The following is a 22,481-nucleotide window of genomic DNA, read 5'->3' on the forward strand; positions in this document are numbered from 1 at the left end:
CCTCATGACCCGGGTGGATCGTTCTGCCACAAGTGACGCAGGCTATCGAGGCGTTCCTGTTGAGTCCGCCCCGGCAACGGCTGCACGGGCACGGCGTCGGGATACTGCAAGCGCAGCCATATCCAGCCATCAAGCACCGGGCGCTCGCTGAAACCCAGCGCCACCCCTTCTTGCACATGGGCCCACAGGCGGGAGAAATCGGCACCGGTGGATTGGCTCCAGCGCCAGGCCTGCTGCTCGAGCAGGCAGGTTTGCAGTTTTTCCTGTTGCCCGGCGCTGAGGTTCTCCTCGACTGCCAACGGGCTGACCGCCAGCCTCGGGTTGGACAAGCGCTGCCAGCCCTCACATCCCATCGCGTGGTCGGCCCAGCTGCCACCGAACCAGCGCAACTGGTTGATGGGCCCGAGCCAGCGACTCAGTTCAACGGCATCGCTGGCATCGAAGAAATAGCTTGCCGTGATCGGGTTGTAGTAGCTCAAAAGGGCCCGGTGCAGGCCAAGCGTGACCGTGAGCATGCGCCGCAAATGCGCCAGCAACGACGCAGCGCTGGCCTCGCTGACCATCAGCAATCCGGGCCAGCGTTGTCCGTCGACGATGCATAAATCGGCCAGTGCCGGGCAGGTGCGCAGATCGACCAGGACCGGTCCCTGCTCATGCAGCGCATGCCACTCCGTGCCTTCGAACAACCCTGACCACCGGGCTTGCGCAAACATCTGCCGAAGTGTGGCACCCGCCTGCGGCGTGCCCGGCACATCCAGCAACAGCCACTGCGGGGGTGCCTCGGGCGTGCGTGTGGCGATCATGCTCCAGAGCTCTGGCCAAGCTGCGTCGCCAGACGACAGGTGCACAACGCCTGTGCGCAATGGTTGAAACTGCCACCGCCGGGCAGCAGGCACAACACCAGCAATGGCTCCCCCGACCGCAACCATTGCTCCAGGCCCTCATCATGGGTGCAGCCGGGCTGGGGGGTGTCAGCGTCCGTCACTTCGACCGTTGCCGGCGCATGCAGCAGCCCGGTTATCTGCGGTTGATCGGGATCGCCTTCGACAAAACCCACGACCAGTTCAGTCCCTTCCCGCAATGGCAAGAACGTCGATGCCTGCAGTTGCCTGGCCAGGGGTAACCAGCAATGGCTGGGCGCAGCCCCTTCGCCCTGATAAAGCCAGTCGAACTGCACCGGTACCTGCCTTGCCGGGTCGGGGCTTGGTTCATCGACCTCGACGACCCACGCCCGTTGCAGGCTATGCATTTGTGGTTTGACCRTCACACAGGGCGGCGCGAAGGGTGTCGGCCACTGCAGGGCACGGGCCTGATTGTGGTAAGGCGTCGCCGTATCCTGACTGCCCCAATGCTCAACGTGGGTTAGCAACCAGAGGCGATTGCATTCGGCAACCGGATGACCGGACAGCGGCATCAGCCGACCGCTGCGCAGGGTCACCAGGTCTGTCCGGCATTCGGCACTCTGCGCCGCTGTCCCACCGCAGTGCTGACGCTCGAACTGCCGCACCGCCGGCCGATCGCCCTCGCTGCGCAATACCGCAGGTTCGCCGGTTGGAAAATGCTGATGATCATCCCCAAACACCACACAGTGCCCGCGAGCCCGGTGTTCGAAGCGGTAGTGAAGCCGTTCCTGGGCGCACAGTCGCTGCAGAAACTGCAGATCCGACTCTCGATATTGCGTGCAGAAATCCCGGGGCGGGTATTCGCCGCTCAGCGCCAAGCGTCGATCTTTGCCGGTAATGCCGTGCTCCTTGAGCACCCTGTCGAGTATTTGCGGCACTGAAAGGGCGCTGAAAATTCGTTGGCTGAAGCGCTGGGCCAGGCATGCCAGTTTTGGCCCCAGACGCACCTGGCAGAGCCGGGGTCCCGAGGCATGATCACGCTGGACGAGTTCATGCAATTGTCCATGCACGTGGCTTCCAGCTGGTCCGAAATGCAACGAGGCCGGGCGGTACAGCAAACTGGCAAGGTCAAGCACCGGGTCATCGATCAGCAGTTCCAGGTCGAACACGAACGGCTCGCTGATGGCCTCTTTACCGGTAAAGGCCAGGACCTCAAAGGAGTCGGGCAGACCTGCTACATCCAGACGAAATGACGGTTCGCTGACTGGATTGAACATCGGCGTTTCTCTACAGGAGGGGCGGTCGGGGATTCTCGCTGAGAGACATGGCCGAGTAGAGTGCCGAAATACAAATTAGGAAATAACCTACGCGAAAAGGAGACCAAATGCTTTGGGTGGTCGAGGACGCGGAAAATTTCGCCTGGAATAGGAGAATTGCCGCACCAGGTCATCTGAAATTTCCGCGGTAAACGGAAAATTTTCAGACAACCTGATGAGCATGGCGCTTACCTCAGGAAGACAGGTAAGACGAACGGGTCAGCCCCAGACGCAAGGCATCGAGGAACTGCGTGCGCTCGGTGGCGCTGATGCGGGCACTGGCACACTTGTCGCGGTAGTGAGTCATCAGCTCCTCCGGCGACAAATGCACGTAACGCAGCATGTCTTCGATGGTGTCGTGGGTTTCGATACCGGCGTGGTACACGCTACCGTCGGCGTTCTGATAGATGTTCACCGAGTCGGTGTCACCGAACAGGTTGTGCATGTCGCCAAGAATTTCCTGGTAGGCGCCCACCAGGAAGATCCCCAGCAGATAGTCTTCACCTTCATTCAGACCGTGCACCGGCAAGCTGGTCTCGATGCTCTGCTCGTCGACGTACTGCTTGATCTTGCCGTCGGAGTCGCAGGTCAGGTCTTGCAGCACGGCACGGCGCAGCGGCTCTTCGTCGAGTCGGTGCAGCGGCAGGATCGGCAGGACCTGGCCGATGGCCCAGGTGTCCGGCAGGCTCTGGAATACCGAGAAGTTGCAGATGTACTTGTCAGCCAGCTTGTCGTTGAGCTCGTCGAGCACCTGACGGTGAGAACGCTGACGGGCTTTCAACGAGTTGTGCAGGCGGCGGCAAACGGCGAAGTAGCATTGCTCGGCCAGGGCTTTTTGCGCCAGGGTCAGCTTGCCATCGGCGTATTGAGTGGCCACGTCGCTCATGTAGTGCGTGGCGCGCCAGTAAGTCTCGGTGACCATTTCGATGTCGGTCGGGCCGAGCAGGTCAACCAGCCACTGCACGGTTTCCGGCAGCTCTTCCTTGTTATCGATCTTCGGCACGTCGTCGTTGTGTTTCTCGACGTCGGTCACCTGCACCACCAGCATGGCGTGGTGAGCGGTCAGGGAGCGGCCGCTTTCGGAGAAGATGTTCGGGTGCGGCAGGCTCTGCGCGTCGCAGAACTCCTTGAGCATCCCGACCACGACACCGGCGTAATCGTCCATGTCGTAGTTGATCGAACTGGCGTTACGCGAGTGAGTACCGTCGTAGTCCACGCCCAAACCGCCGCCGACGTCGATGTGATCCACCGGCAGGCCAAGGTTGCGCAACTCGCCGTAATAACGGATCGCTTCCTTGAAGCCGTGCTGGTAGTCCGCCAGGTTGGCGATCTGCGAGCCCATGTGGAAGTGCAACAGGCGAATGCCCTGATCCAGACCGGCAGCGCGGAAACGCTCGACCACCGACAGCAGTTGCGCCGCCGACAGGCCGAACTTGGATTTTTCACCACCGGTGTCTGCCCACTTGCTCGACGCCAGGGACGACAGACGCACGCGCAAGCCGACCTGCGGCTTGACCTTGAGCGCCGCCGCTTCTTCGATCACCAGACCGACTTCGGATTCTTTCTCGATCACGATGAACACGTTGTGGCCGAGCTTCTGGCCCATCAGCGCCAGACGGATGAACTCGCGGTCCTTGTAACCGTTGCAGACGATGGTGCCGCCCTTCGGCGCCAATGCCAGTACCGCCAGCAGTTCCGGCTTGGAGCCGGCTTCCAGACCGATGGAAACGTTCTGGGTAGCAATGATGTTTTCGATCACCGCTTCCTGCTGGTTAACCTTGATCGGGTACAGCGCGGTGTACTTGCTCTGATATTCCAGGCGCTCGATGTTGGCGTCGAACGCACCGGTCAGCTGACGCACGCGGTCTTGCAGGATGTCGGGGAAACGCACCAGCAATGGCAAGGACAAACCGCTTTTGCGCAGTTGGTCGACTTGCTCGAACAGGTCGATAGGCGAACTGGTCGGGCCGTTCGGACGAACTTCGACGCGACCGGCGTCATTGATCGCGAAATACCCGGCCCCCCAATGGCGAATCCCGTAAACACTGCGGCTGTCCGCAACTGTCCATTGGCTGCCATCGTCTTTGCGTGTGCGTCGTACGGACATCGAAGTCCCCTATAAAGAAGTCATAGAGCGTCGCCTGGGTTCAGGCCGGCGCAGTCTAAAGTATGAAAATGACGGTTCGTCAACGAGGGGGTAGACCTCGCTGACCGCAGTGAGTTTAGAAACCAGTCATGAACAGGCTCTGTGAAAACCATGGAGACGACGCCAGACCAGAATGAACGGGACTGGATCAAGCCGTGGGTGGCTTTCACAGAGGCTGCTAGCCGCCGGACTTCTTCGCCTTGAAACCGAGCTTGATCAGTTCTGCCAAGAGTAGCTCGACATGATCGCCCTGGATTTCGATGACACCGTCTTTCAACGCGCCACCGGTACCGCAACGTTTCTTCAACGTCGTGGCCAGTTCCTTGAGCGCGTCTTCAGCCAATGGCACGCCGGTGATGGTGGTCACCGTCTTGCCGCCACGGCCCTTGCTTTCGCGACGCACGCGTGCAATGCCGTCACCGGCCGGGATAACGGTCTGTTTGCAGATGCAGGCGTCCACCGGTTTACTGCATTCCGGGCAATGACGACCTGCGTCGGTGGAAAATACCAGGCCGCCCAGGGCGGCGAAGGATGCGGCTTTTTTGGCCACCGGCAATCCTCTTCGGAGGACAAAGACTGGTCGCAGCACTCGGGAAGGCTATCGACCGCGAAGCCCCACTCAGGCAGGGGCAGCGCTACTGAAACGGTACCACCCTTGTAGGAGCGAGCTTGCTCGCGAAAAACCCACGGACAACACGTGCTGTCTGATACCGCGCGTTATCGTTGACGTCCATCGCGAGCAAGCTCGCTCCTACAGGTGAAGCAATACCGGTTCAGTTTGAAAAGTCGCGCAGTGTAACGGCAAAAACGCCGATTGCTAAGAGCCAATCGGCGCCAATTTATAGCTGTTTTGCGACGTCGATCCGGTGTGAGCGCAAATAGCGCTTCAACGCGGCCAGAGAGTCCGGGCAATAAGGCTTTTGCCCGATTTCCAGCATGACCTGATCAATGGGGATAAAGCGCGCTTCCAGCACCTCTTCCGGTTGCAGGATCAACGGGCCGTCCCATACCGCCGAGAACGCCGAACACCACAGGCGATTGCCGGTGTCCTCGAAGAAAAAATGGTCATGAGCGGTCAGTTCCACGCCACTCACTCCCAGCTCTTCCTCCAGCTCCCGGGCCGCCGACTCGGCGTAGGTTTCACTGGCGAGCACCATGCCGCCCGCCGCCACGTCCCAGAAACCGGGATAGATCGCCTTGCTCAGGGTGCGCCGGTGCACGCACAGCTCGCCAGCGGAATTGAACAACATGATGTAGGTGCCACGCCCGATCAGCCCGCGCTCGCGCAAGTCGGAACGGACCAGGGCGCCGAGCAGGTTGTCCTGCTCGTCGACCCAGGCGATCTGTTCGGCATCGGACGCCGCGCGGTGCGCGGCTTCCCTGGTGTTATCGACCATGACTCAGCCCTGATTGAGCAATTGACGCAAATCGATCACCGCGGCGTTGGCCCGGGAAATGTAGTTGGCCATGACCAGCGAGTGGTTGGCCAGTACGCCGAAGCCACTGCCGTTGAGGATCATCGGGCTCCATACCGGCTCCTGCGACGCCTCCAGTTCACGAATGATCTGGCGCACGCTGACCGTGGCGTTCTTCTTTGCCAGTACGTCGGCGAAGTCGACTTCAATGGCGCGCAGCAAATGCGACAACGCCCAGGCCTGGCCGCGGGCTTCGTAGAACACGTTGTCGATTTGCAACCATGGGGTTTCAACGATTTCTTCGTCGACCTGCGGCGCCACGCCCGGTGCTACCACCTCGGTTTTCAACGCGGTGTTGAGCTTGACTCGGCCCACACTGGCCGACAGCCGTTGCGACAGCGAACCCAGACGGGTGCCGACATCACCCAGCCAGTTGTTCAGGTTATCGGCGCGGGCATAGAACAGCGCGCTCTTCTGGTTCGGATCGGACAGGCGCGCCTGATAGCGACTCAGAGAATTGATGCCTTCCTGATATTCGGACTCGCTGGATGGCAGCACCCAGCTCTTGTTGTCGAAGTTGAAACGCGGCTCGGCCTTGGCCAGGTCGGCGTCTTCGGCGGACTGCGACTGCGAACGGGCGAAGTCTTTACGCATTGCCCGGCTCAGGTCGCGGACCTGCACCAGCACACCGTATTCCCAGCTCGGCATGTTGTCCATCCACAGGCCTGGCGGAAATCGGTCGTTGGAAATATAGCCGCCCGGCTTGGTCAGCAAGGTGCCGGCGACGGTCTTCAGGGTTTCCACTGTGGTGTAGCCAACGACCATCTGCTTGCCTTCTTTCTCGGCCGCCAGTTGGGCGGTCTGCTGGACCGGGAACAGCGCCGGCTCCTGGCTCCAGTACCAGCCCAGGACACTCGCCACCAACAGGTAGATGCCCAGCAAAGTGGCCAGCGCCCGGCTGAACAACAGACCGCCCAGATAACTGCGGGTCTCCGACTTCGGTTCAGCGGCACGTTCAGGCGCACTGCCTGTGCGGTTCTTCCAGTCCAGCATGGCGATATCCTTTCAAGCTCTTGAGGTCAACGGTTCGACCACAACCATACAACAACGTGCCTTGGCCCGGCACCCGCCATCGCACCGATGCGGAAAATTACCGGTCTTGCGGATGAAAAGAGTTCCTGCCCACCAGATGACTGTGTTGCCGTCGAAATCCTCCTAATGGTTTGGATGACACGCCCCAAGGGAATCCCTGCCCCCTGAGGCCAATAAAAACTGGCCGATCCGCACCGCTCAGACCGCCGTAAATGACCAATGGTCTGTCACCCGCCAATTGCCGCCCTACGCCCGTCAAGCGCCCTGATTCACGGCACTTCGCCTCCGCACACGGCGACTAAACAGCCCAGAATCAGACCGATCGATCACAAATTGAATGAAGCGACATTGCAGATTATTGACGTACAGCACTCATGTAATGGAAAAGTGGTGCTAGCATAGAGCCACCAGTCGACCTCAGCGTGCACCCTAACTAGTAGTCAGGATATGACCGAGCCAGAAGACCCCAGCCGCGAGCGCCTCAAGCACCACTTTGCCCAGCGGGTAATTCATCAGGCTCGTCAGATTCTTGAGATATGGCAGCGCCTGCAACGCAGTGAGTGGTCCACCGCCGACCTGTCGGAACTGAGCGAGGCCAATCTGCGTCTGCTGCGTTTCGCCGAGCGTTTCGAACAACCGGAACACACGCAATTGGCACGTCACATCGGTCAGTCCCTGGAGGCGGTCGACGCCAATCGCGGACGCCTGAGCAGCGGCCTGATCACCGACCTCAATCGCTTGATGCAGCGCCTGTCACGTACCGGCCTGCGCCATGGCGACCAACTCGATCAGACCTTCCTGCCACCGCTGCGCAAGCCCGTCTATGTGATGCTGCAGGATCACGGCCGTGCCGAGCGCCTGGCCAAACAACTGGAATTCTTCGGGCTCAGTGCCCAGTCCCTGGACAGCGTAGACGCGTTTCGCTCATCGATGGTCGAGCGCTTGCCGGCGGCGATTGTCATGGACGTGGATTTCAGCGGCCCCGGCGTCGGCCTGAAACTGGCCGCCGAAGCCCAGGAAGGCCTGGACCATCGCTTGCCGCTGCTGTTCTTCAGCCTGCACGAAACCGACACCCCGACCCGCCTCGCCGCCGTGCGTGCCGGCGGCCAGGAGTTCCTCACCGGTACCCTCGAAGCGTCGAGCCTGCTGGAGAAGATCGAAGTCCTGACCTGCGTTGCCCAGTACGAACCTTATAAAGTGCTGATCATCGACGACTCCCGCGCCCAGGCCCTGCACACCGAGCGCCTGCTCAACAGCGCAGGGATCGTCACCCGGACGTTGATCGAGCCGATCCAGGCCATGGCCGAACTGGCGGATTTCCAGCCGGACCTGATCATCCTAGACATGTACATGCCGGCCTGCACCGGCACGGAACTGGCCAAGGTGATCCGCCATAACGACCGTTACGTCAGCGTGCCGATCATTTACCTGTCGGCCGAAGACGACCTGGACAAACAGCTCGACGCCATGAGCGAAGGCGGCGATGACTTCCTGACCAAACCGATCAAGCCCCGGCACCTGATCACCACCGTGCGTAACCGCGCGGCACGGGCACGCAACCTCAAGGCACGAATGGTCCGCGACAGTCTCACCGGCCTGTACAACCACACGCATATCCTGCAATTGCTCGAAGACTGCTCGTTCCGCGCCCGCCGCGAAAGCAAGCCGCTGAGCTTTGCCATGCTCGACATCGACCATTTCAAACGGGTCAACGACAGCCACGGTCACCCCATGGGTGACCGGGTGATCAAGAGCCTGGCGCTGTTTCTCAAGCAACGCCTGCGCAAAACCGACTTCATTGGCCGCTACGGTGGTGAAGAGTTCGCCATTGTCATGCCGGACACCGATATCGAAGCGGCCTACAACGTGCTCGATGAAATCCGACAGCGTTTTGCCGAGATTCACTACCCCGCGCAACCCCAGGATCTGTGGTGCACCTTCAGCGCCGGGTTGGTGGAGTCATGCGAAAGCTCCGACAGCCTGATGATGGCCAGTCAGGCAGATGATGCGCTGTATCGCGCCAAACATGACGGACGCAATCGAATACAGGCCGCTCGCACATCAAAGCAAAGTGCCACTTTTTTATCGGAGTCGACCGATACAGTCATAACCCTGTAACAGAAACGCAATAACTTCAGGCACTTACCATTTCTGCCGTTGGTAGTCCGTAATGCGCCTGAAGCTGCTGACCAATCTCAATACCCTCCTTCTGGTGGCCGTGTGCGTGGCCCTCGGCGCTACGCTGTGGTGGTCGCAGAAGGCCCTTGAGCGTCCGTATCTATTAATGGAGCGCTACCTGGGCCTGTCGCAGCAGTTTCAGAATGAAGTGGCCCGCAGCGTCGAGGATTACTTGGGCAGCGGCGATGCACTGCGCCTGAGCAGTGCCTCCCAAGGCATCGACAGCATGAAGAAAGAACTCGGCGAATTGCCACCGGCCTTGGCCGAGACGCTGCGCCCCAGCCTGTCGACCCTTGAAGAATTCAGCAAAACCGACCTGCTGGCCGCCGGCAAACTGGCAGGCGATCCGCAGGCCTTGCTGCTACAGGCCGAGCGGGAACTGGGTGCCAGTCTCGATCAGCTCAGCCAGTACGCCAGTGGCAATGCGGCCTACCTGACGCCGCTGCTCACCGCATCGCAGCACCTGGGCAAATTGTCCCTGGCCCGGGACAAACTGGTCAGCAGCGGCCGCAGCGGACTGGCTGCCGACGTCGAACGCGAAGTGGCCAACATCCGCACCCAGGCCGAAAAACTGGATGCCCTGCCCTTGCTGGGCGTGACCACCAGCAACGAGTCGAACACCGACGATTTCGCCTCGATGATGGGCCTTGAGAACAAGGAAAAAACCGTCGCCGAAGATGCTGGTGTCGGCCTCAAGCGCGAACTCAACAGCCTGCTCACCCGCTATCCGGCCGAGCTCACGCGCACTCGCGATCAAATCCAGAAACGCGCCGACCTCAGCGCCGCGACTCACGTGAAAATCGCCGACGTGCAACAGGCCATTGCCGGGCTGGAACCGGTGGTGCGCGCCCAGCATGGGCAGATCCAGGGTGAAGTGCGGCTGATGCAAGGTGTGATGATCGGTTTGATTCTGTTGATCGCACTGCTGATAGACACCCTGCAGCGCAAACTGGCACGGACCCTGACGAACCTCGCCCCGGCCCTCTCGACCTGGGCCGAAGGCGACTTCAGCCACGACATTCAACTGGGTAACACCAACCGCGAACTGCATGACATTGAAGCGTCGCTCAACCGCTTGCGCGCCTATCTGGTGGACTTGGTGGGGACCATTCGCCGCAACGCCGAACAGGTGGCCGGCAGCAGTCGCACCCTGGCTGACCTGAGCAACGACTTGCACAGCGGTGCCGAGCATCAGGCCGGCGACACGGCACTGATCCGCGATTCCCTCAGTGAGCTGGAAGCGACCATCCAACAAGTCGCCGGCGATGCCAGCCAGGCCGCCGATGCCAGCCGCCACGCCGGCCTCGCCGTGGAGCATGGACAGAAAGTCATCGGCCTGAGCCTCACCGGCCTGCATGCGCTGGTGGATGAAGTGCAAGGCAATGCACAAATGATCGAACACCTGGCCGAAGAGTCGGCCACCATCGGCGGCGTGTTGACGGTGATCCGCTCGATTGCCGACCAGACCAACCTGCTGGCCTTGAACGCCGCCATCGAGGCGGCCCGGGCCGGGGAAATGGGCCGAGGCTTTGCCGTGGTGGCGGAAGAGGTGCGCTCACTGGCGCAACGTACCGCCGGGGCCACGGCGCAAATCCAGACGCTGATCGCAGGGCTGCAAACCGCCGCACGGCAATCGGTGGAAGGCATGCGCGCCCAGGTCGAACACGCCGAGGCCACGGCCAACCAGGCCCAGGCCGCCGATGGTGCGCTGGATAAAATCGTCGGGGCGATCCAGACCATTTCCGACACGGCGGTCCGCATCGCCGATGTCACAGCCCAGCAAAGCGGCGCTGTCAGCGAGATCCGTGGCCACAGTGAGAGGATTCACCAGTTGGGTGGGGATAACCTGCTGCGTATCGGCGAAGGGCGTGAGCAGGGAGAAAATCTTCTGGTGCTGGGTGGTCGATTGTATACAGCCGTTCAGGCTTTTCGCGTCTGACAGACCGCCATCGTCGGAACGCCGCCCGGAGCAAGCTCGCTCCCACAGGGTCGTGCGCGGTCATTGTGGGAGCGAGCTTGCTCGCGATGACGTCAGTTCACTCACCACACATCCTTGGCTCTGCACACCGAACGACTGTCCGCTATCATCCCCCCAATTCCGATACGCGAGATCGTCATGCACCGTTTGCTTTGCCTGCTGTTTTTAGTGTTCGCCCTGCCGGCAAGCGCCACTGGTTTGCTGGAGAACCGACCCAGCTCAAGCCTGGGCTCGATCAACAACAGCGCCGACTTCCTGCCGGTGCGCGAAGCCTTCCAGCTGAGCCTGGTAGAAAGCACGCCGCAATCGATCAAGCTGCGCTTTGTCGCTACCGAAGGTTATTACCTCTACCGTCACCGTTTTCAGTTTCGCGCCGATCCGGCCGAAGTTTTCCTCGGCGCGGCGAAACTGCCCGACGGCCAGAAAAAACACGATGAATACTTCGGCGACGTCGAGGTCTACCACGGCATTCTCGACGTCGAGTTACCACGCACCGATCAGCGCGCCTTCACTCTGGCCGTGACCTATCAGGGTTGCGCCGACAAAGGTTTGTGCTATCCACCGGAAACCGAGCGTTTGAGCATCGACGGCAGCGGCGCTCCGGCGACGGCTTCTCCATGGAGCTGGCGTGAACTGGCGCTGTTTTTCCTCGCGGGCCTGGGCCTGACGTTCACGCCATGCGTGCTGCCCATGCTGCCGATCCTGTCCGGCGTGGTGCTGCGCGGCCAGGTCGGTGGCTGGCGCGGTTTCAATCTGTCACTGGCTTATGTGCTGCCGATGGCCGCCTGCTTTGCCCTGCTCGGTGCGCTGATGGGGCTATTCGGCGCCCAGCTCAATCTGCAGGCGCGGCTGCAATCGGCCTGGGTACTGGTGCCTTTCGCGATGTTTTTTGCGCTGTTCGCGTTGGCGATGTTCGGCGTCTTCGAACTCAAATTGCCGCACGCCATCAGCAGTCGCCTGGACCGCATCGCCGGTCGCGCCAAAGGCGGCTCACTGTGGGGCGCTGCGGTGTTGGGCGTGGTCTCCAGCTTGCTGGTTTCACCCTGTGTTTCGGCGCCATTGGCCGGCGCGCTGTTGTACATCAGCGCCAGTGGCGATGCGCTGGGCGGCGGCTTGAAACTGTTCATGCTCGGCCTCGGCATGGGCGCACCGCTGTTGCTGGTGGCCACCGGTGGCGCAGCCTGGCTGCCGAAAAGCGGTCCGTGGCTGGTCTACGTGAAAAACGCGATTGGCGTGTTGTTGCTGGGACTGGCGATCGGCCTGCTCAGCCGGGTCTTGCCCGGCCAGGTCAGTTTGCTGTTGATCGGGCTTCTGGCCGGTGGCGTCGGCTTGTTCATGGGCGCGCTGGAGTTCGTCTACAAGCCGCCGCGCAAGCGTCTCGGGCAGTTGCTCGGAATGTTCCTGGTGTTTTACGCCCTGGCCTGCTGGTACGGCGCGTTCAGCGGCCAGACCGATCCCTTCAATCCGATTGGCCAACCGCACGTCGTCGAGGGCAACCAGCCTGTACAAGGCACCAGTGTCTGGCAAACCGTCAGCACTTCCGCCGATCTGGACCGCGTGCTCGCCGAGGCCCGGTCATCCGGCACACCGCTGCTGCTCGACTGGTACGCCGACTGGTGCATCAGCTGCAAAGTCATCGAACATGAGGTGCTGGACGACCCTGTCGTCATCGAACGCCTCAAGGGTTACCGGCTGATCCGCTTCGACATCACCGCCAGCAACGCCGAGCAACGCACCCTCCTCGACCGTTACCAGTTGTTCGGTCCTCCGGCGCTGATGTTTTTTGGCAAGGATGGTGTCGAACGCGCCGATGTACGGGTGATCGGCGAGATCAACGCCAGGGACTTCGCCGAACGTGTTGCCAGGGCGAATGACCACATTTAATCAAGCAGTCATATATTTCGCGCAAACATCGGTCATCGTGCTGGCTATTGCAGAGAACTGGACAGTCACAAAGGCTTTGCGGCATAGTCGCCGGGTTCTGACAATTGCTCACAGATAACATAGGAACCGCCGATGGCGACGTTACTCGTTCTGCACGGACCCAACCTGAACTTGCTCGGCACTCGTGAACCGGGCACCTACGGCGCCACGACGCTGGCGCAGATCAACCAGGACCTGGAACGCCGTGCCCGCGAAGCCGGTCACCATCTGCTGCACCTGCAAAGCAATGCCGAGTACGAATTGATCGACCGCATTCACGCTGCCCGCAGTGAAGGCGTGGACTTCATTCTGATCAACCCAGCAGCTTTTACACATACAAGTGTCGCATTACGTGACGCGCTGCTGGCGGTGAGCATCCCATTCATCGAAGTGCATTTGTCTAACGTGCACAAACGCGAACCTTTCCGCCATCACTCTTACTTCTCCGACGTAGCGGTGGGAGTGATCTGCGGCCTTGGCGCCAGCGGTTATCGACTGGCCCTGGAGGCCGCCCTGGAACAGCTTGAACAACAAGTTAACCGCCCCTGACCGACCCTTGGGAGTTGATGATTCATGGATATCCGTAAAGTTAAGAAACTGATCGAATTGCTGGAAGAGTCCGGCATCGACGAGCTCGAGATCAAGGAAGGCGAAGAGTCCGTACGCATCAGCCGTCATAGCAAGACCCCGGCTCAGCAGTACTACGCACCAGCTCCAATGCATGCTCCGGCTGCCGCGCCTGTCGCTGCCGCCGCTCCGGCTGCCGCTGCCGCACCTGCTGCTCCGGCCGCGCCAGCACTGAACGGCACCGTTGCCCGTTCGCCGATGGTCGGTACTTTCTATCGCAAGTCTTCGCCAACCTCGCCGTCCTTCGTGGAAGTCGGCCAGACCGTGAAGAAAGGCGACACCCTGTGCATCGTTGAAGCCATGAAGATGATGAACCACATCGAAGCTGAAACCAGCGGTGTGATCGAATCCATCCTCGTCGAAGACGGCCAGCCGGTTGAGTACGACCAACCGCTGTTCACCATCGTTTGAACCGCGGAGAGCCTTTGATGACTGCGAAGTTGGAAAAAGTTCTGATCGCCAACCGCGGTGAGATCGCCCTGCGGATCCTGCGCGCCTGCAAAGAAATGGGCATCAAGACCGTCGCCGTTTACTCCAAGGCTGACAAGGAACTGATGCACCTGGGCCTGGCAGACGAATCCGTCTGCATCGGTCCGGCATCGGCCGCCCATTCCTACCTGCACATTCCGGCAATCATTGCCGCGGCCGAAGTGACTGGCGCCACCGCCATTCACCCGGGCTACGGTTTCCTTGCGGAAAACGCCGACTTCGCCGAACAGGTCGAGAATTCCGGCTTCGCGTTCATTGGCCCGAAAGCCGAAACCATTCGCCTGATGGGCGACAAGGTATCGGCCAAGCACGCCATGATCGCTGCCGGCGTACCGACTGTTCCGGGTTCTGACGGCCCGCTGCCGGAAGACGAAGAAACCGCTCTGCGCATCGGTCGCGAAGTCGGTTACCCGGTGATCATCAAGGCCGCTGGCGGCGGCGGTGGTCGCGGCATGCGCGTTGTGCACAAAGAAGAAGACCTGATTTCCTCGGCGAAACTGACCCGCTCCGAAGCAGGCGCGGCGTTCGGCAACCCGATGGTCTATCTGGAAAAGTTTCTGACCAACCCACGTCACGTGGAAGTCCAGGTACTTTCCGATGGCCAGGGTCACGCTATCCATCTGGGCGACCGCGACTGCTCGCTGCAACGTCGTCACCAGAAGGTTCTTGAAGAAGCGCCGGCACCGGGCATCGACGAGAACGCACGTGAGGAAGTACTCGCACGCTGCGTCAGGGCGTGCATCGATATCGGCTACCGTGGCGCAGGCACTTTCGAGTTCCTGTACGAAAACGGTCGCTTCTACTTCATCGAGATGAACACTCGTGTCCAGGTAGAGCATCCGGTTTCGGAAATGGTCACCGGCATCGACATCGTCAAGGAGATGCTCAGCATCGCCGCCGGCAACAAGCTGTCGTTCACCCAGGATGACGTGGTCATCCGCGGTCACGCACTGGAATGCCGGATCAACGCCGAAGACCCGAAAACCTTCATGCCGAGCCCGGGCACGGTCAAGCATTTCCACGCTCCAGGCGGCAACGGCGTTCGCGTCGACTCGCACCTGTACAGTGGCTATGCCGTTCCACCGAACTACGATTCGTTGATTGGCAAGCTGATCACCTACGGCGCAACCCGTGACGAAGCCATGGCGCGCATGCGCAATGCGCTGGACGAAATCGTGGTTGACGGGATCAAGACCAACATCCCGTTGCACCGCGACCTGACCCGCGATGAAGGCTTCTGCAAAGGGGGCGTGAACATTCACTACCTCGAGCACAAGCTGGCTGGCGAGAAGCACTAAGCTTCGACCCCATCAACAAGGCCGCCTTCGGGCGGCTTTGTTGTTTGCGGGAAAGAAAGATCAAAAGATCGCAGCCTTCGGCAGCTCCTACATTTGGAATGCATTCCCCTGTAGGAGCTGCCGAAGGCTGCGATCTTTTGATCTTCGGCCATGGTCGTCTTCTGAGCCGCGCTCGCGTAAACTTGTGCCCCTCTCGCAGCCCGCCAGGCTGCAATCAACATTTTTCAAAGGTGCCCGCCATGCCTTGGCTGCAAGTACGTCTCGCCATCAGCCCAGAACAAGCCGAAACCTATGAAGACGCTTTCCTTGAAGTGGGCGCCGTGTCGGTGACCTTCATGGACGCCGAAGATCAGCCGATCTTCGAGCCAGAACTCAACACCACGCCGCTGTGGTCCCACACGCACCTGCTGGCCCTGTTCGAAGGTGGCACCGAGCCAGGCCCGGTACTGGCCCATCTGGAGCTGCTGACCGGCAGCCCGCTGCCCGAGCACCACAGCGAAGTGATCGAAGATCAGGACTGGGAACGCAGCTGGATGGACGGTTTCCAGCCAATGCGTTTCGGCCAGCGCCTGTGGATCGTGCCGAGCTGGCACGCCGCGCCGGAACCGGATGCCGTGAATTTGCTGCTGGACCCGGGCCTGGCGTTTGGCACCGGCACCCACCCGACCACCGCGCTGTGCCTGGAATGGCTCGACGGTCAGGATCTGAAAGGCTGCAACGTGCTGGACTTCGGTTGCGGTTCGGGGATTCTGGCGATTGCCGCGCTGTTGCTCGGCGCCAGAGAGGCCGTGGGCACCGATATCGACGTGCAGGCACTGGAAGCCTCACGCGACAATGCCGGACGCAACAACATTGCCGAAGAGCTCTTCCCGCTGTATCTGCCGCAAGACTTGCCACAGGTTCAGGCTGACGTGCTGGTGGCCAACATTCTCGCCGGCCCGCTGGTCTCACTGGCGCCGCAGTTGTCCGGCCTGGTCAAGTCCGGCGGTCGCCTGGCGCTGTCGGGCATCCTCGCCGAACAGGGCGACGAAGTCGCAGCCGCCTACGCCAAGGACTTCGATCTGGACCCGATCGCCAATCGCGATGGCTGGGTGCGCATCACTGGCCGTCGGCGCTAGAATGGCCGTCTGCATAATCCGGATCGCCGCATGACCGATAGCTTCGTCACTCAGTGCCCGCATTGCCAAACCAGCTTCCGCGTCAGCCATGCCCAGTTGAGCGTGGCGCGTGGTGTGGTTCGCTGTGGCTCCTGCCTGCAGGTGTTCAATGCCGCCAGGCAGCTGCTTGAGCAGGCCGGCAAGGAACCACCGGCAGCGAAGCCGCTCCCGCCTGAGCAGCCTGCGCAGCCCCTCGAAGCAGCGCCGCCGCGCGCCATCAGCCAAAAGCAATGGAGCGCCACCGAACTGGACCTGGACAGTCTCGACCTCGACGAAGAACTCGCCCGGCTCGAACAGAGGGAGATCCAGCCGACCACCGAGCTCGGCCGCCATCGCGACGACTCGCTGAGCGCCCGTCGTGACAGCACCGGGCAGGATGACGAGGAGCCGTGGTCCGACAGCCTGTTCAGTGAGTCGGCGGCCGATCGTGCGCAACTCGACGAACCACTCGACAGCCTTGAATCGCCAGAGCCGACGGTCGAACCGAGAAAAGCCTCGCGCACCGAACCTTCGCTGTCCCTGGAACCGGTTGATCTCGACGACGAGCAGCAACCACCCCAGCTGCGCCTGAACGACCCGCTCGATGCGCCGCTGAGCCACGAACGCCTGTCGGCCGCCGACGAGAACGAAATCGACGACGACCTGCCCTCGATCGAACCGCTGCGCAAGCGGCGTGAACGCAGCGAGCCGGGCGTGCGTGCCGAAGTGCTGCAAGATCTGACCGACGACCCGCTGCAACTGGACTGGCAAAAACGCCGCTCGCCCTGGGGCCGACGGCTGTTGTGGTTGCTGCTGGTGCTGATTGCCGCTGGCGCCCTCGCCGGCCAGTACATCGCCTACCATTTCGACGAACTGGCGCGGCAGGATCAATTTCGCCCGTGGTTCCAGCAACTGTGCCCGCAAATCGGCTGCACCGTGCCCTCCAAGGTCGACATAGCGAAAATCAAGAGCAGCAACCTGGTGGTGCGCAGCCATCCCGAGTTCAATGGCGCCCTGGTGGTCGATGCGATCATCTATAACCGCGCGCCCTTCTCCCAGCCCTTCCCGCTGCTGGAACTGCGCTTCGCCGATCTCAATGGCCACCTGATCGCCAGTCGCCGCTTCAAACCCGGCGAGTACCTCAATGGCGATCTCGAAGGCATGGCGGAAATGCCTCCGCAAACGCCGATCCACATCGCCCTGGACATTCTCGACCCCGGCGCCAAGGCCGTGAACTACAGTCTGAGCTTCCACTCTCCGGAGTGAAACGCTCCATCGCTCCCCGATTGACGTCGGCTTTCTGAATCCACCCGGCAAACCAAACCACGGGTAATAACAGAATAACTGTTCAGAATTTGTTCAATTCAGCCTTTATCCAGTCATCGAGAGCGGGTATCATGCCAACCCTTTTTCGAACTCCCATGATCCGGCCCCACAACAGGGAAGTCCTATGTCGGCGGTACGCATCGGTCCATACACATTACATAACAGCTTGATTCTCGCCCCCATGGCGGGCGTCACCGACCAGCCCTTTCGTCAGCTGTGCAAGCGCTTGGGCGCGGGACTAGTGGTCTCGGAAATGGTCACCAGCGACATGAGTTTGTGGAACACCCGCAAGTCGCGCATGCGCATGATCCACAAAGGTGATCCCGAGCCACGCTCGGTACAGATCGCCGGTGGGGACGCGCAGATGCTGGCGGACGCCGCCCGTGCCAACGTTGAAATGGGCGCACAGATTATTGATATCAACATGGGCTGTCCGGCAAAAAAAGTCTGCAACAAGGCTGCCGGTTCCGCACTGTTGAAGGATGAATCCCTGGTAACCGAGATCCTGCAGGCCGTCGTGGCTGCGGTCGATGTGCCGGTTACCCTGAAGATCCGGACCGGTTGGGACCGGGACAACAAGAATGGCCTGACGGTGGCAAAGATCGCCGAGCAGGCAGGCATTACGGCGCTGGCGGTGCATGGCCGCACCCGTGCCGACCTGTACACAGGTGTTGCCGAGTACGACACCATTGCCGCGATCAAGCAGGCGGTGTCGATTCCGGTCTTCGCCAACGGCGATATCGATTCGCCGGAAAAAGCCCGGTACGTGCTCGACGCGACCGGTGCCGATGGTTTGTTGATTGGCCGGGCTGCCCAGGGGCGGCCATGGATTTTTCGCGAGATCGACCATTTCCTGCGTACCGGCGAGAAGCTCCCGGCGCTGGAACTGATCGAGGTGGAACGCATTCTGCTAGAGCATCTGGCCGCCCTGCACGCCTTCTATGGCGATGTCATGGGTGTGCGCATTGCTCGAAAGCATGTGGGCTGGTATCTCGCAACCCTGCCGGGCGCCAGGGAGTTTCGCGCCCACTTCAATCGTTTGGATGGTACGGATACACAATGCGCCAACGTTCGGGCGTTTTTCGCCGAGCGTTACAAGAGCCTGACAGGGGACGGAGAGTGGGTGGCCGCATGACGATGATGACCGAGACTTTAGTGAGTGGAACAACACCCGTGAGCGACAACGTAAATTTGAAACAGCACCTCAATACGCCAAGCGAAGAAGGCCAGACCCTTCGCGGGAGTGTCGAGAAGGCGCTGCACAATTATTTCGCCCACCTTGAGGGCGCTGCCGTCACGGATGTGTACAACCTGGTGCTCTCCGAAGTCGAGGCTCCCCTGCTCGAGTGCGTGATGAATTACGTCAAGGGCAACCAGACCAAGGCCAGCGAGATGCTCGGACTGAACCGAGGCACGCTGCGCAAGAAACTCAAGCAGTACGATTTGCTGTAAGCATTCAATCAAACCAGAAAGGCGCCCGCGTAAACCGGTCGCCTTTTTTGCTGACTTCCTTTGCTTTTGATGGAAATTGAGATGACCGACCAGACTACCCGCCTGCCGATCCGCCGCGCCTTGATCAGCGTTTCCGACAAGACCGGGATCCTCGAATTCGCCAAGGAGCTTGAAGCCCTGGGCGTCGAGATCCTCTCCACCGGCGGGACGTTCAAGCTGCTGCAGGACAACGGCGTTGCCGCAGTGGAAGTCGCTGATTACACCGGCTTTGCCGAAATGATGGACGGTCGGGTGAAGACCCTGCACCCGAAAATCCACGGCGGGATCCTCGGTCGTCGCGGTATCGACGACGCCATCATGAACGAGCACGGCATCAAGCCGATCGATCTGGTTGCGGTCAACCTGTACCCGTTCGAAGCCACCATCAACAAGCCAGGTTGCGACCTGCCGACCGCCATCGAAAACATCGACATCGGCGGCCCGACCATGGTCCGTTCCGCTGCCAAGAACCACAAGGATGTGGCCATCGTGGTCAACGCCAGCGATTACGCCCGCGTCCTGGAAAACCTCAAGGCCGGCGGCCTGACCTACGCTCAGCGTTTCGACCTGATGCTCAAGGCCTTCGAGCACACCGCCGCCTATGACGGCATGATCGCCAACTACATGGGCACCGTGAACCAGGCTGCTGACACCCTCAGCACAGAAGGTCGCAGCGAGTTCCCGCGCACCTTCAACAGCCAGTTCATCAAGGCCCAGGAAATGCGCTACGGCGAGAACCCGCACCAGAGCGCGGCGTTCTACGTGGAGGCCAAGCCTGCCGAAGTCGGCATCGCCACCGCGACCCAACTGCAAGGCAAGGAACTGTCGTACAACAACGTGGCCGACACCGATGCCGCGCTGGAGTGCGTGAAGAGCTTCGTCAAGCCGGCTTGCGTGATCGTCAAGCACGCCAACCCGTGCGGCGTGGCTGTCAGCCCTGATGCCGAAGGCGGCATCCGCAAGGCCTACGACCTGGCCTACGCCACCGACACCGAATCCGCCTTCGGCGGCATCATCGCCTTCAACCGCGAACTGGACGCCGAGACCGCCAAGGCCATCGTCGAACGTCAGTTCGTCGAAGTGATCATCGCTCCATCGGTCAGCGAAGAAGCCCGCGCCATCGTCGCCGCCAAAGCCAACGTACGTCTGCTGGCCTGCGGCGAGTGGTCGGCTGACCGCGCGGCGGCCTGGGACTACAAGCGCGTCAACGGAGGCCTGCTGGTACAGAGCCGCGACATCGGCATGATCGGCGCCGACGACCTGAAAGTGGTCACCAAGCGCGCACCGTCCGAACAGGAAATCAACGACCTGATCTTCGCCTGGAAAGTCGCCAAGTACGTGAAGTCCAATGCCATCGTCTACGCCAAGAACCGCCAGACCATCGGTGTCGGCGCCGGCCAGATGAGCCGCGTGAACTCGGCACGTATCGCCGCGATCAAGGCCGAACATGCTGGCTTGCAGGTAGCCGGTTCGGTGATGGCTTCCGACGCTTTCTTCCCGTTCCGCGACGGTCTGGACAGTGCGGCCAAGGCGGGCGTGACTGCCGTGATCCAACCAGGCGGCTCAATGCGTGATGCTGAAGTGATTGCTGCTGCCGACGAAGCCGGCATCGCGATGGTATTCACCGGCATGCGCCACTTCCGTCACTAATACGGCAACGGTCGCACTGACGCCGGCATCTGCTGCGTTGGAGCCCACCTCGATGATGCTCATTGCCAGAAGGCAACTCCGCTCATCGAGGTGGGCTCCGCCTTGCATCTACCGGCGTCATTGCAACCTCCTACAGCGTGAAGCGCTTTAGGTTCTAAAACAGAATTAGCGTCATCCGAGGTTTTTGAAATGAATGTTTTGATCATTGGCAGCGGTGGCCGTGAACACGCCCTGGCCTGGAAAGTGGCTCAGGATCCGCGCGTGCAGAAGGTGTTCGTGGCTCCGGGCAACGCCGGTACCGCCATCGAAGCCAAGTGCGAGAACGTCGCCATTGATGTACTGGCGCTTGAGCAACTGGCAGACTTTGCCGAGAAAAACGTTTCCCTGACCATCGTTGGCCCTGAAGTGCCGCTGGTTGCCGGTGTTGTGGATCTGTTCCGCAGCCGCGGCCTCGATTGCTTCGGTCCGACCGCCGGCGCTGCACAGCTGGAAGGTTCGAAAGCCTTCACCAAGGACTTCCTGGCTCGCCACAAGATCCCGACTGCCGACTACCAGAACTTCACCGAAATCGAGCCAGCCCTGGCCTACCTGCGTGAAAAAGGCGCTCCGATCGTGATCAAGGCCGACGGCCTGGCCGCCGGCAAAGGCGTGATCGTCGCCATGACCCTGGCTGAAGCCGAAGACGCCGTGCGCGACATGCTGGCGGGCAATGCCTTTGGCGATGCGGGTTCGCGCGTGGTCATCGAAGAATTCCTGGACGGCGAAGAAGCCAGCTTCATCGTCATGGTCGACGGCAAGAACGTGCTGCCGATGGCCACCAGCCAGGACCACAAACGCGTCGGTGACGGCGACACCGGTCCAAACACCGGTGGCATGGGGGCTTACTCCCCGGCACCAGTGGTCACCGCCGACGTGCACAAGCGCGTCATGGACCTGGTGATCTGGCCGACCGTGCGCGGCATGGCCGAGGAAGGCAATGTCTACACTGGCTTCCTGTACGCCGGCCTGATGATCGACAAGGCTGGTAACCCAAAAGTCATCGAATTCAACTGCCGTTTCGGCGACCCTGAGACCCAGCCGGTGATGCTGCGCTTGCAGTCGAGCCTGGTGCTGTTGGTCGAAGCGGCTCTGGCGCAGGCGCTGGACAAGGTCGAAGCGCAATGGGATCCACGTCCGAGCGTCGGTATCGTGCTGGCCGCAGGCGGCTATCCTGGTGACTACGCCAAAGGTGTGGCCATCAACGGCCTGGATGCGGCAGCTGCACTGGAAGGCAAAGTCTTCCACGCCGGTACTGCGCTCAAGGACGGTCAAGTCGTAACGGCCGGTGGTCGAGTGCTTTGTGCCACGGCCATGGGCGCCAGCGTCGACGCTGCACAGCAGCAGGCTTACAAACTGGCGGCGTCGATTGACTGGGAAGGCTGTTTCTATCGCAAGGACATTGGCTACCGTGCCATTGCCCGCGAGCGTGGCGAAAATCAGGAATAAGGTAAACACCGCGCCAGGCAATGAACACGGTTTATTGCCTGGCTGTTCCGGCGTCGCGCATCGTTATATTCTGGCATCAACCTAACGAA

The 22,481-nt window shown here is 61.0% G+C and carries 17 protein-coding genes and 1 pseudogene; 12 read left to right on the forward strand and 6 right to left on the reverse strand.

Annotation, left to right across the window (positions count from 1 at the left end; genetic code table 11):
- Window positions 1-2: 2 nt before the first annotated feature.
- From AC1DXW_RS10305 to AC1DXW_RS10330, 6 genes are all read right to left on the reverse strand, one after another.
- Window positions 3-803, reverse strand: coding sequence for a DUF4123 domain-containing protein (locus AC1DXW_RS10305; protein ID WP_477754460.1), 801 nt, complete (start codon window positions 801-803; stop codon window positions 3-5).
- Complete coding sequence (locus tag AC1DXW_RS10310) at window positions 800-2,119, reverse strand: type VI secretion system Vgr family protein (protein WP_477759989.1); 1,320 nt, start codon at window positions 2,117-2,119, stop codon at window positions 800-802. The genes AC1DXW_RS10305 and AC1DXW_RS10310 overlap by 4 nt, the downstream gene beginning before the upstream one ends.
- Window positions 2,120-2,351: 232 nt before the next feature.
- Window positions 2,352-4,265: an arginine decarboxylase gene (speA, locus tag AC1DXW_RS10315; protein ID WP_115947750.1), complete on the reverse strand. Its 1,914-nt coding sequence runs from the start codon at window positions 4,263-4,265 to the stop codon at window positions 2,352-2,354.
- A 217-nt stretch (window positions 4,266-4,482) separates the two neighbouring features.
- Window positions 4,483-4,854 carry a translation initiation factor Sui1 gene (locus AC1DXW_RS10320; protein WP_007991289.1) on the reverse strand — a complete coding sequence of 124 codons (372 nt, stop codon included), beginning with the start codon at window positions 4,852-4,854 and terminating at the stop codon, window positions 4,483-4,485.
- Between the two features lie 289 nt (window positions 4,855-5,143).
- A complete protein-coding gene (locus AC1DXW_RS10325; protein WP_477754463.1) occupies window positions 5,144-5,701 on the reverse strand; it encodes an NUDIX hydrolase in 558 nt (185 codons plus the stop codon).
- A 3-nt stretch (window positions 5,702-5,704) separates the two neighbouring features.
- Window positions 5,705-6,772 (reverse strand): DUF2333 family protein, encoded by a 1,068-nt coding sequence (locus AC1DXW_RS10330; protein WP_108219840.1) that lies wholly within the window; start codon window positions 6,770-6,772, stop codon window positions 5,705-5,707.
- A gap of 486 nt (window positions 6,773-7,258) precedes the next feature.
- Here AC1DXW_RS10330 and gcbA point away from each other — a divergent pair, with 486 nt between their 5' ends.
- The 12 genes and pseudogenes from gcbA (at window position 7,259) to purD (ending at window position 22,392) form a co-directional block, all read left to right on the forward strand.
- Window positions 7,259-8,929, forward strand: a complete 1,671-nt coding sequence (gene gcbA, locus AC1DXW_RS10335; RefSeq protein WP_477754464.1) for a diguanylate cyclase GcbA — start codon at window positions 7,259-7,261, stop codon at window positions 8,927-8,929.
- A gap of 1,483 nt (window positions 8,930-10,412) precedes the next feature.
- A pseudogene (locus AC1DXW_RS10340) lies at window positions 10,413-10,928 on the forward strand (methyl-accepting chemotaxis protein); the annotation flags it as partial.
- 177 nt (window positions 10,929-11,105) lie between these two features.
- Window positions 11,106-12,851 (forward strand): protein-disulfide reductase DsbD, encoded by a 1,746-nt coding sequence (locus AC1DXW_RS10345; protein ID WP_477754465.1) that lies wholly within the window; start codon window positions 11,106-11,108, stop codon window positions 12,849-12,851.
- Window positions 12,852-12,983: 132 nt separating this feature from the next.
- Entirely contained in the window at window positions 12,984-13,439 is a 456-nt protein-coding gene (gene aroQ, locus AC1DXW_RS10350) for a type II 3-dehydroquinate dehydratase (protein ID WP_007971361.1), read from the forward strand.
- Between the two features lie 24 nt (window positions 13,440-13,463).
- Window positions 13,464-13,928, forward strand: a complete 465-nt coding sequence (accB, locus tag AC1DXW_RS10355) for an acetyl-CoA carboxylase biotin carboxyl carrier protein (protein WP_477756861.1) — start codon at window positions 13,464-13,466, stop codon at window positions 13,926-13,928.
- Window positions 13,929-13,945: 17 nt separating this feature from the next.
- Window positions 13,946-15,304 carry an acetyl-CoA carboxylase biotin carboxylase subunit gene (gene accC / locus AC1DXW_RS10360; protein WP_477756862.1) on the forward strand — a complete coding sequence of 453 codons (1,359 nt, stop codon included), beginning with the start codon at window positions 13,946-13,948 and terminating at the stop codon, window positions 15,302-15,304.
- 239 nt (window positions 15,305-15,543) lie between these two features.
- Window positions 15,544-16,422 (forward strand): 50S ribosomal protein L11 methyltransferase, encoded by an 879-nt coding sequence (gene prmA / locus AC1DXW_RS10365; RefSeq protein WP_477753239.1) that lies wholly within the window; start codon window positions 15,544-15,546, stop codon window positions 16,420-16,422.
- Between the two features lie 30 nt (window positions 16,423-16,452).
- A complete protein-coding gene (locus tag AC1DXW_RS10370) occupies window positions 16,453-17,706 on the forward strand; it encodes a DUF3426 domain-containing protein (protein WP_477753240.1) in 1,254 nt (417 codons plus the stop codon).
- Between the two features lie 184 nt (window positions 17,707-17,890).
- The gene (gene dusB / locus AC1DXW_RS10375) at window positions 17,891-18,901 is read left to right on the forward strand and encodes a tRNA dihydrouridine synthase DusB (protein WP_477753241.1); all 1,011 of its coding nucleotides are present in this window, start codon (window positions 17,891-17,893) and stop codon (window positions 18,899-18,901) included.
- The gene (fis, locus tag AC1DXW_RS10380; protein WP_015093301.1) at window positions 18,898-19,218 is read left to right on the forward strand and encodes a DNA-binding transcriptional regulator Fis; all 321 of its coding nucleotides are present in this window, start codon (window positions 18,898-18,900) and stop codon (window positions 19,216-19,218) included. The genes dusB and fis overlap by 4 nt, the downstream gene beginning before the upstream one ends.
- Before the next feature lie 81 nt (window positions 19,219-19,299).
- Window positions 19,300-20,907 carry a bifunctional phosphoribosylaminoimidazolecarboxamide formyltransferase/IMP cyclohydrolase gene (gene purH / locus AC1DXW_RS10385; protein ID WP_477753242.1) on the forward strand — a complete coding sequence of 536 codons (1,608 nt, stop codon included), beginning with the start codon at window positions 19,300-19,302 and terminating at the stop codon, window positions 20,905-20,907.
- A gap of 189 nt (window positions 20,908-21,096) precedes the next feature.
- Window positions 21,097-22,392: a phosphoribosylamine--glycine ligase gene (purD, locus tag AC1DXW_RS10390; RefSeq protein WP_477753243.1), complete on the forward strand. Its 1,296-nt coding sequence runs from the start codon at window positions 21,097-21,099 to the stop codon at window positions 22,390-22,392.
- The last annotated feature ends 89 nt before the right edge of the window (window positions 22,393-22,481 follow it).

It is taken from the genome of Pseudomonas sp. P4_C4 (assembly GCF_056402055.1).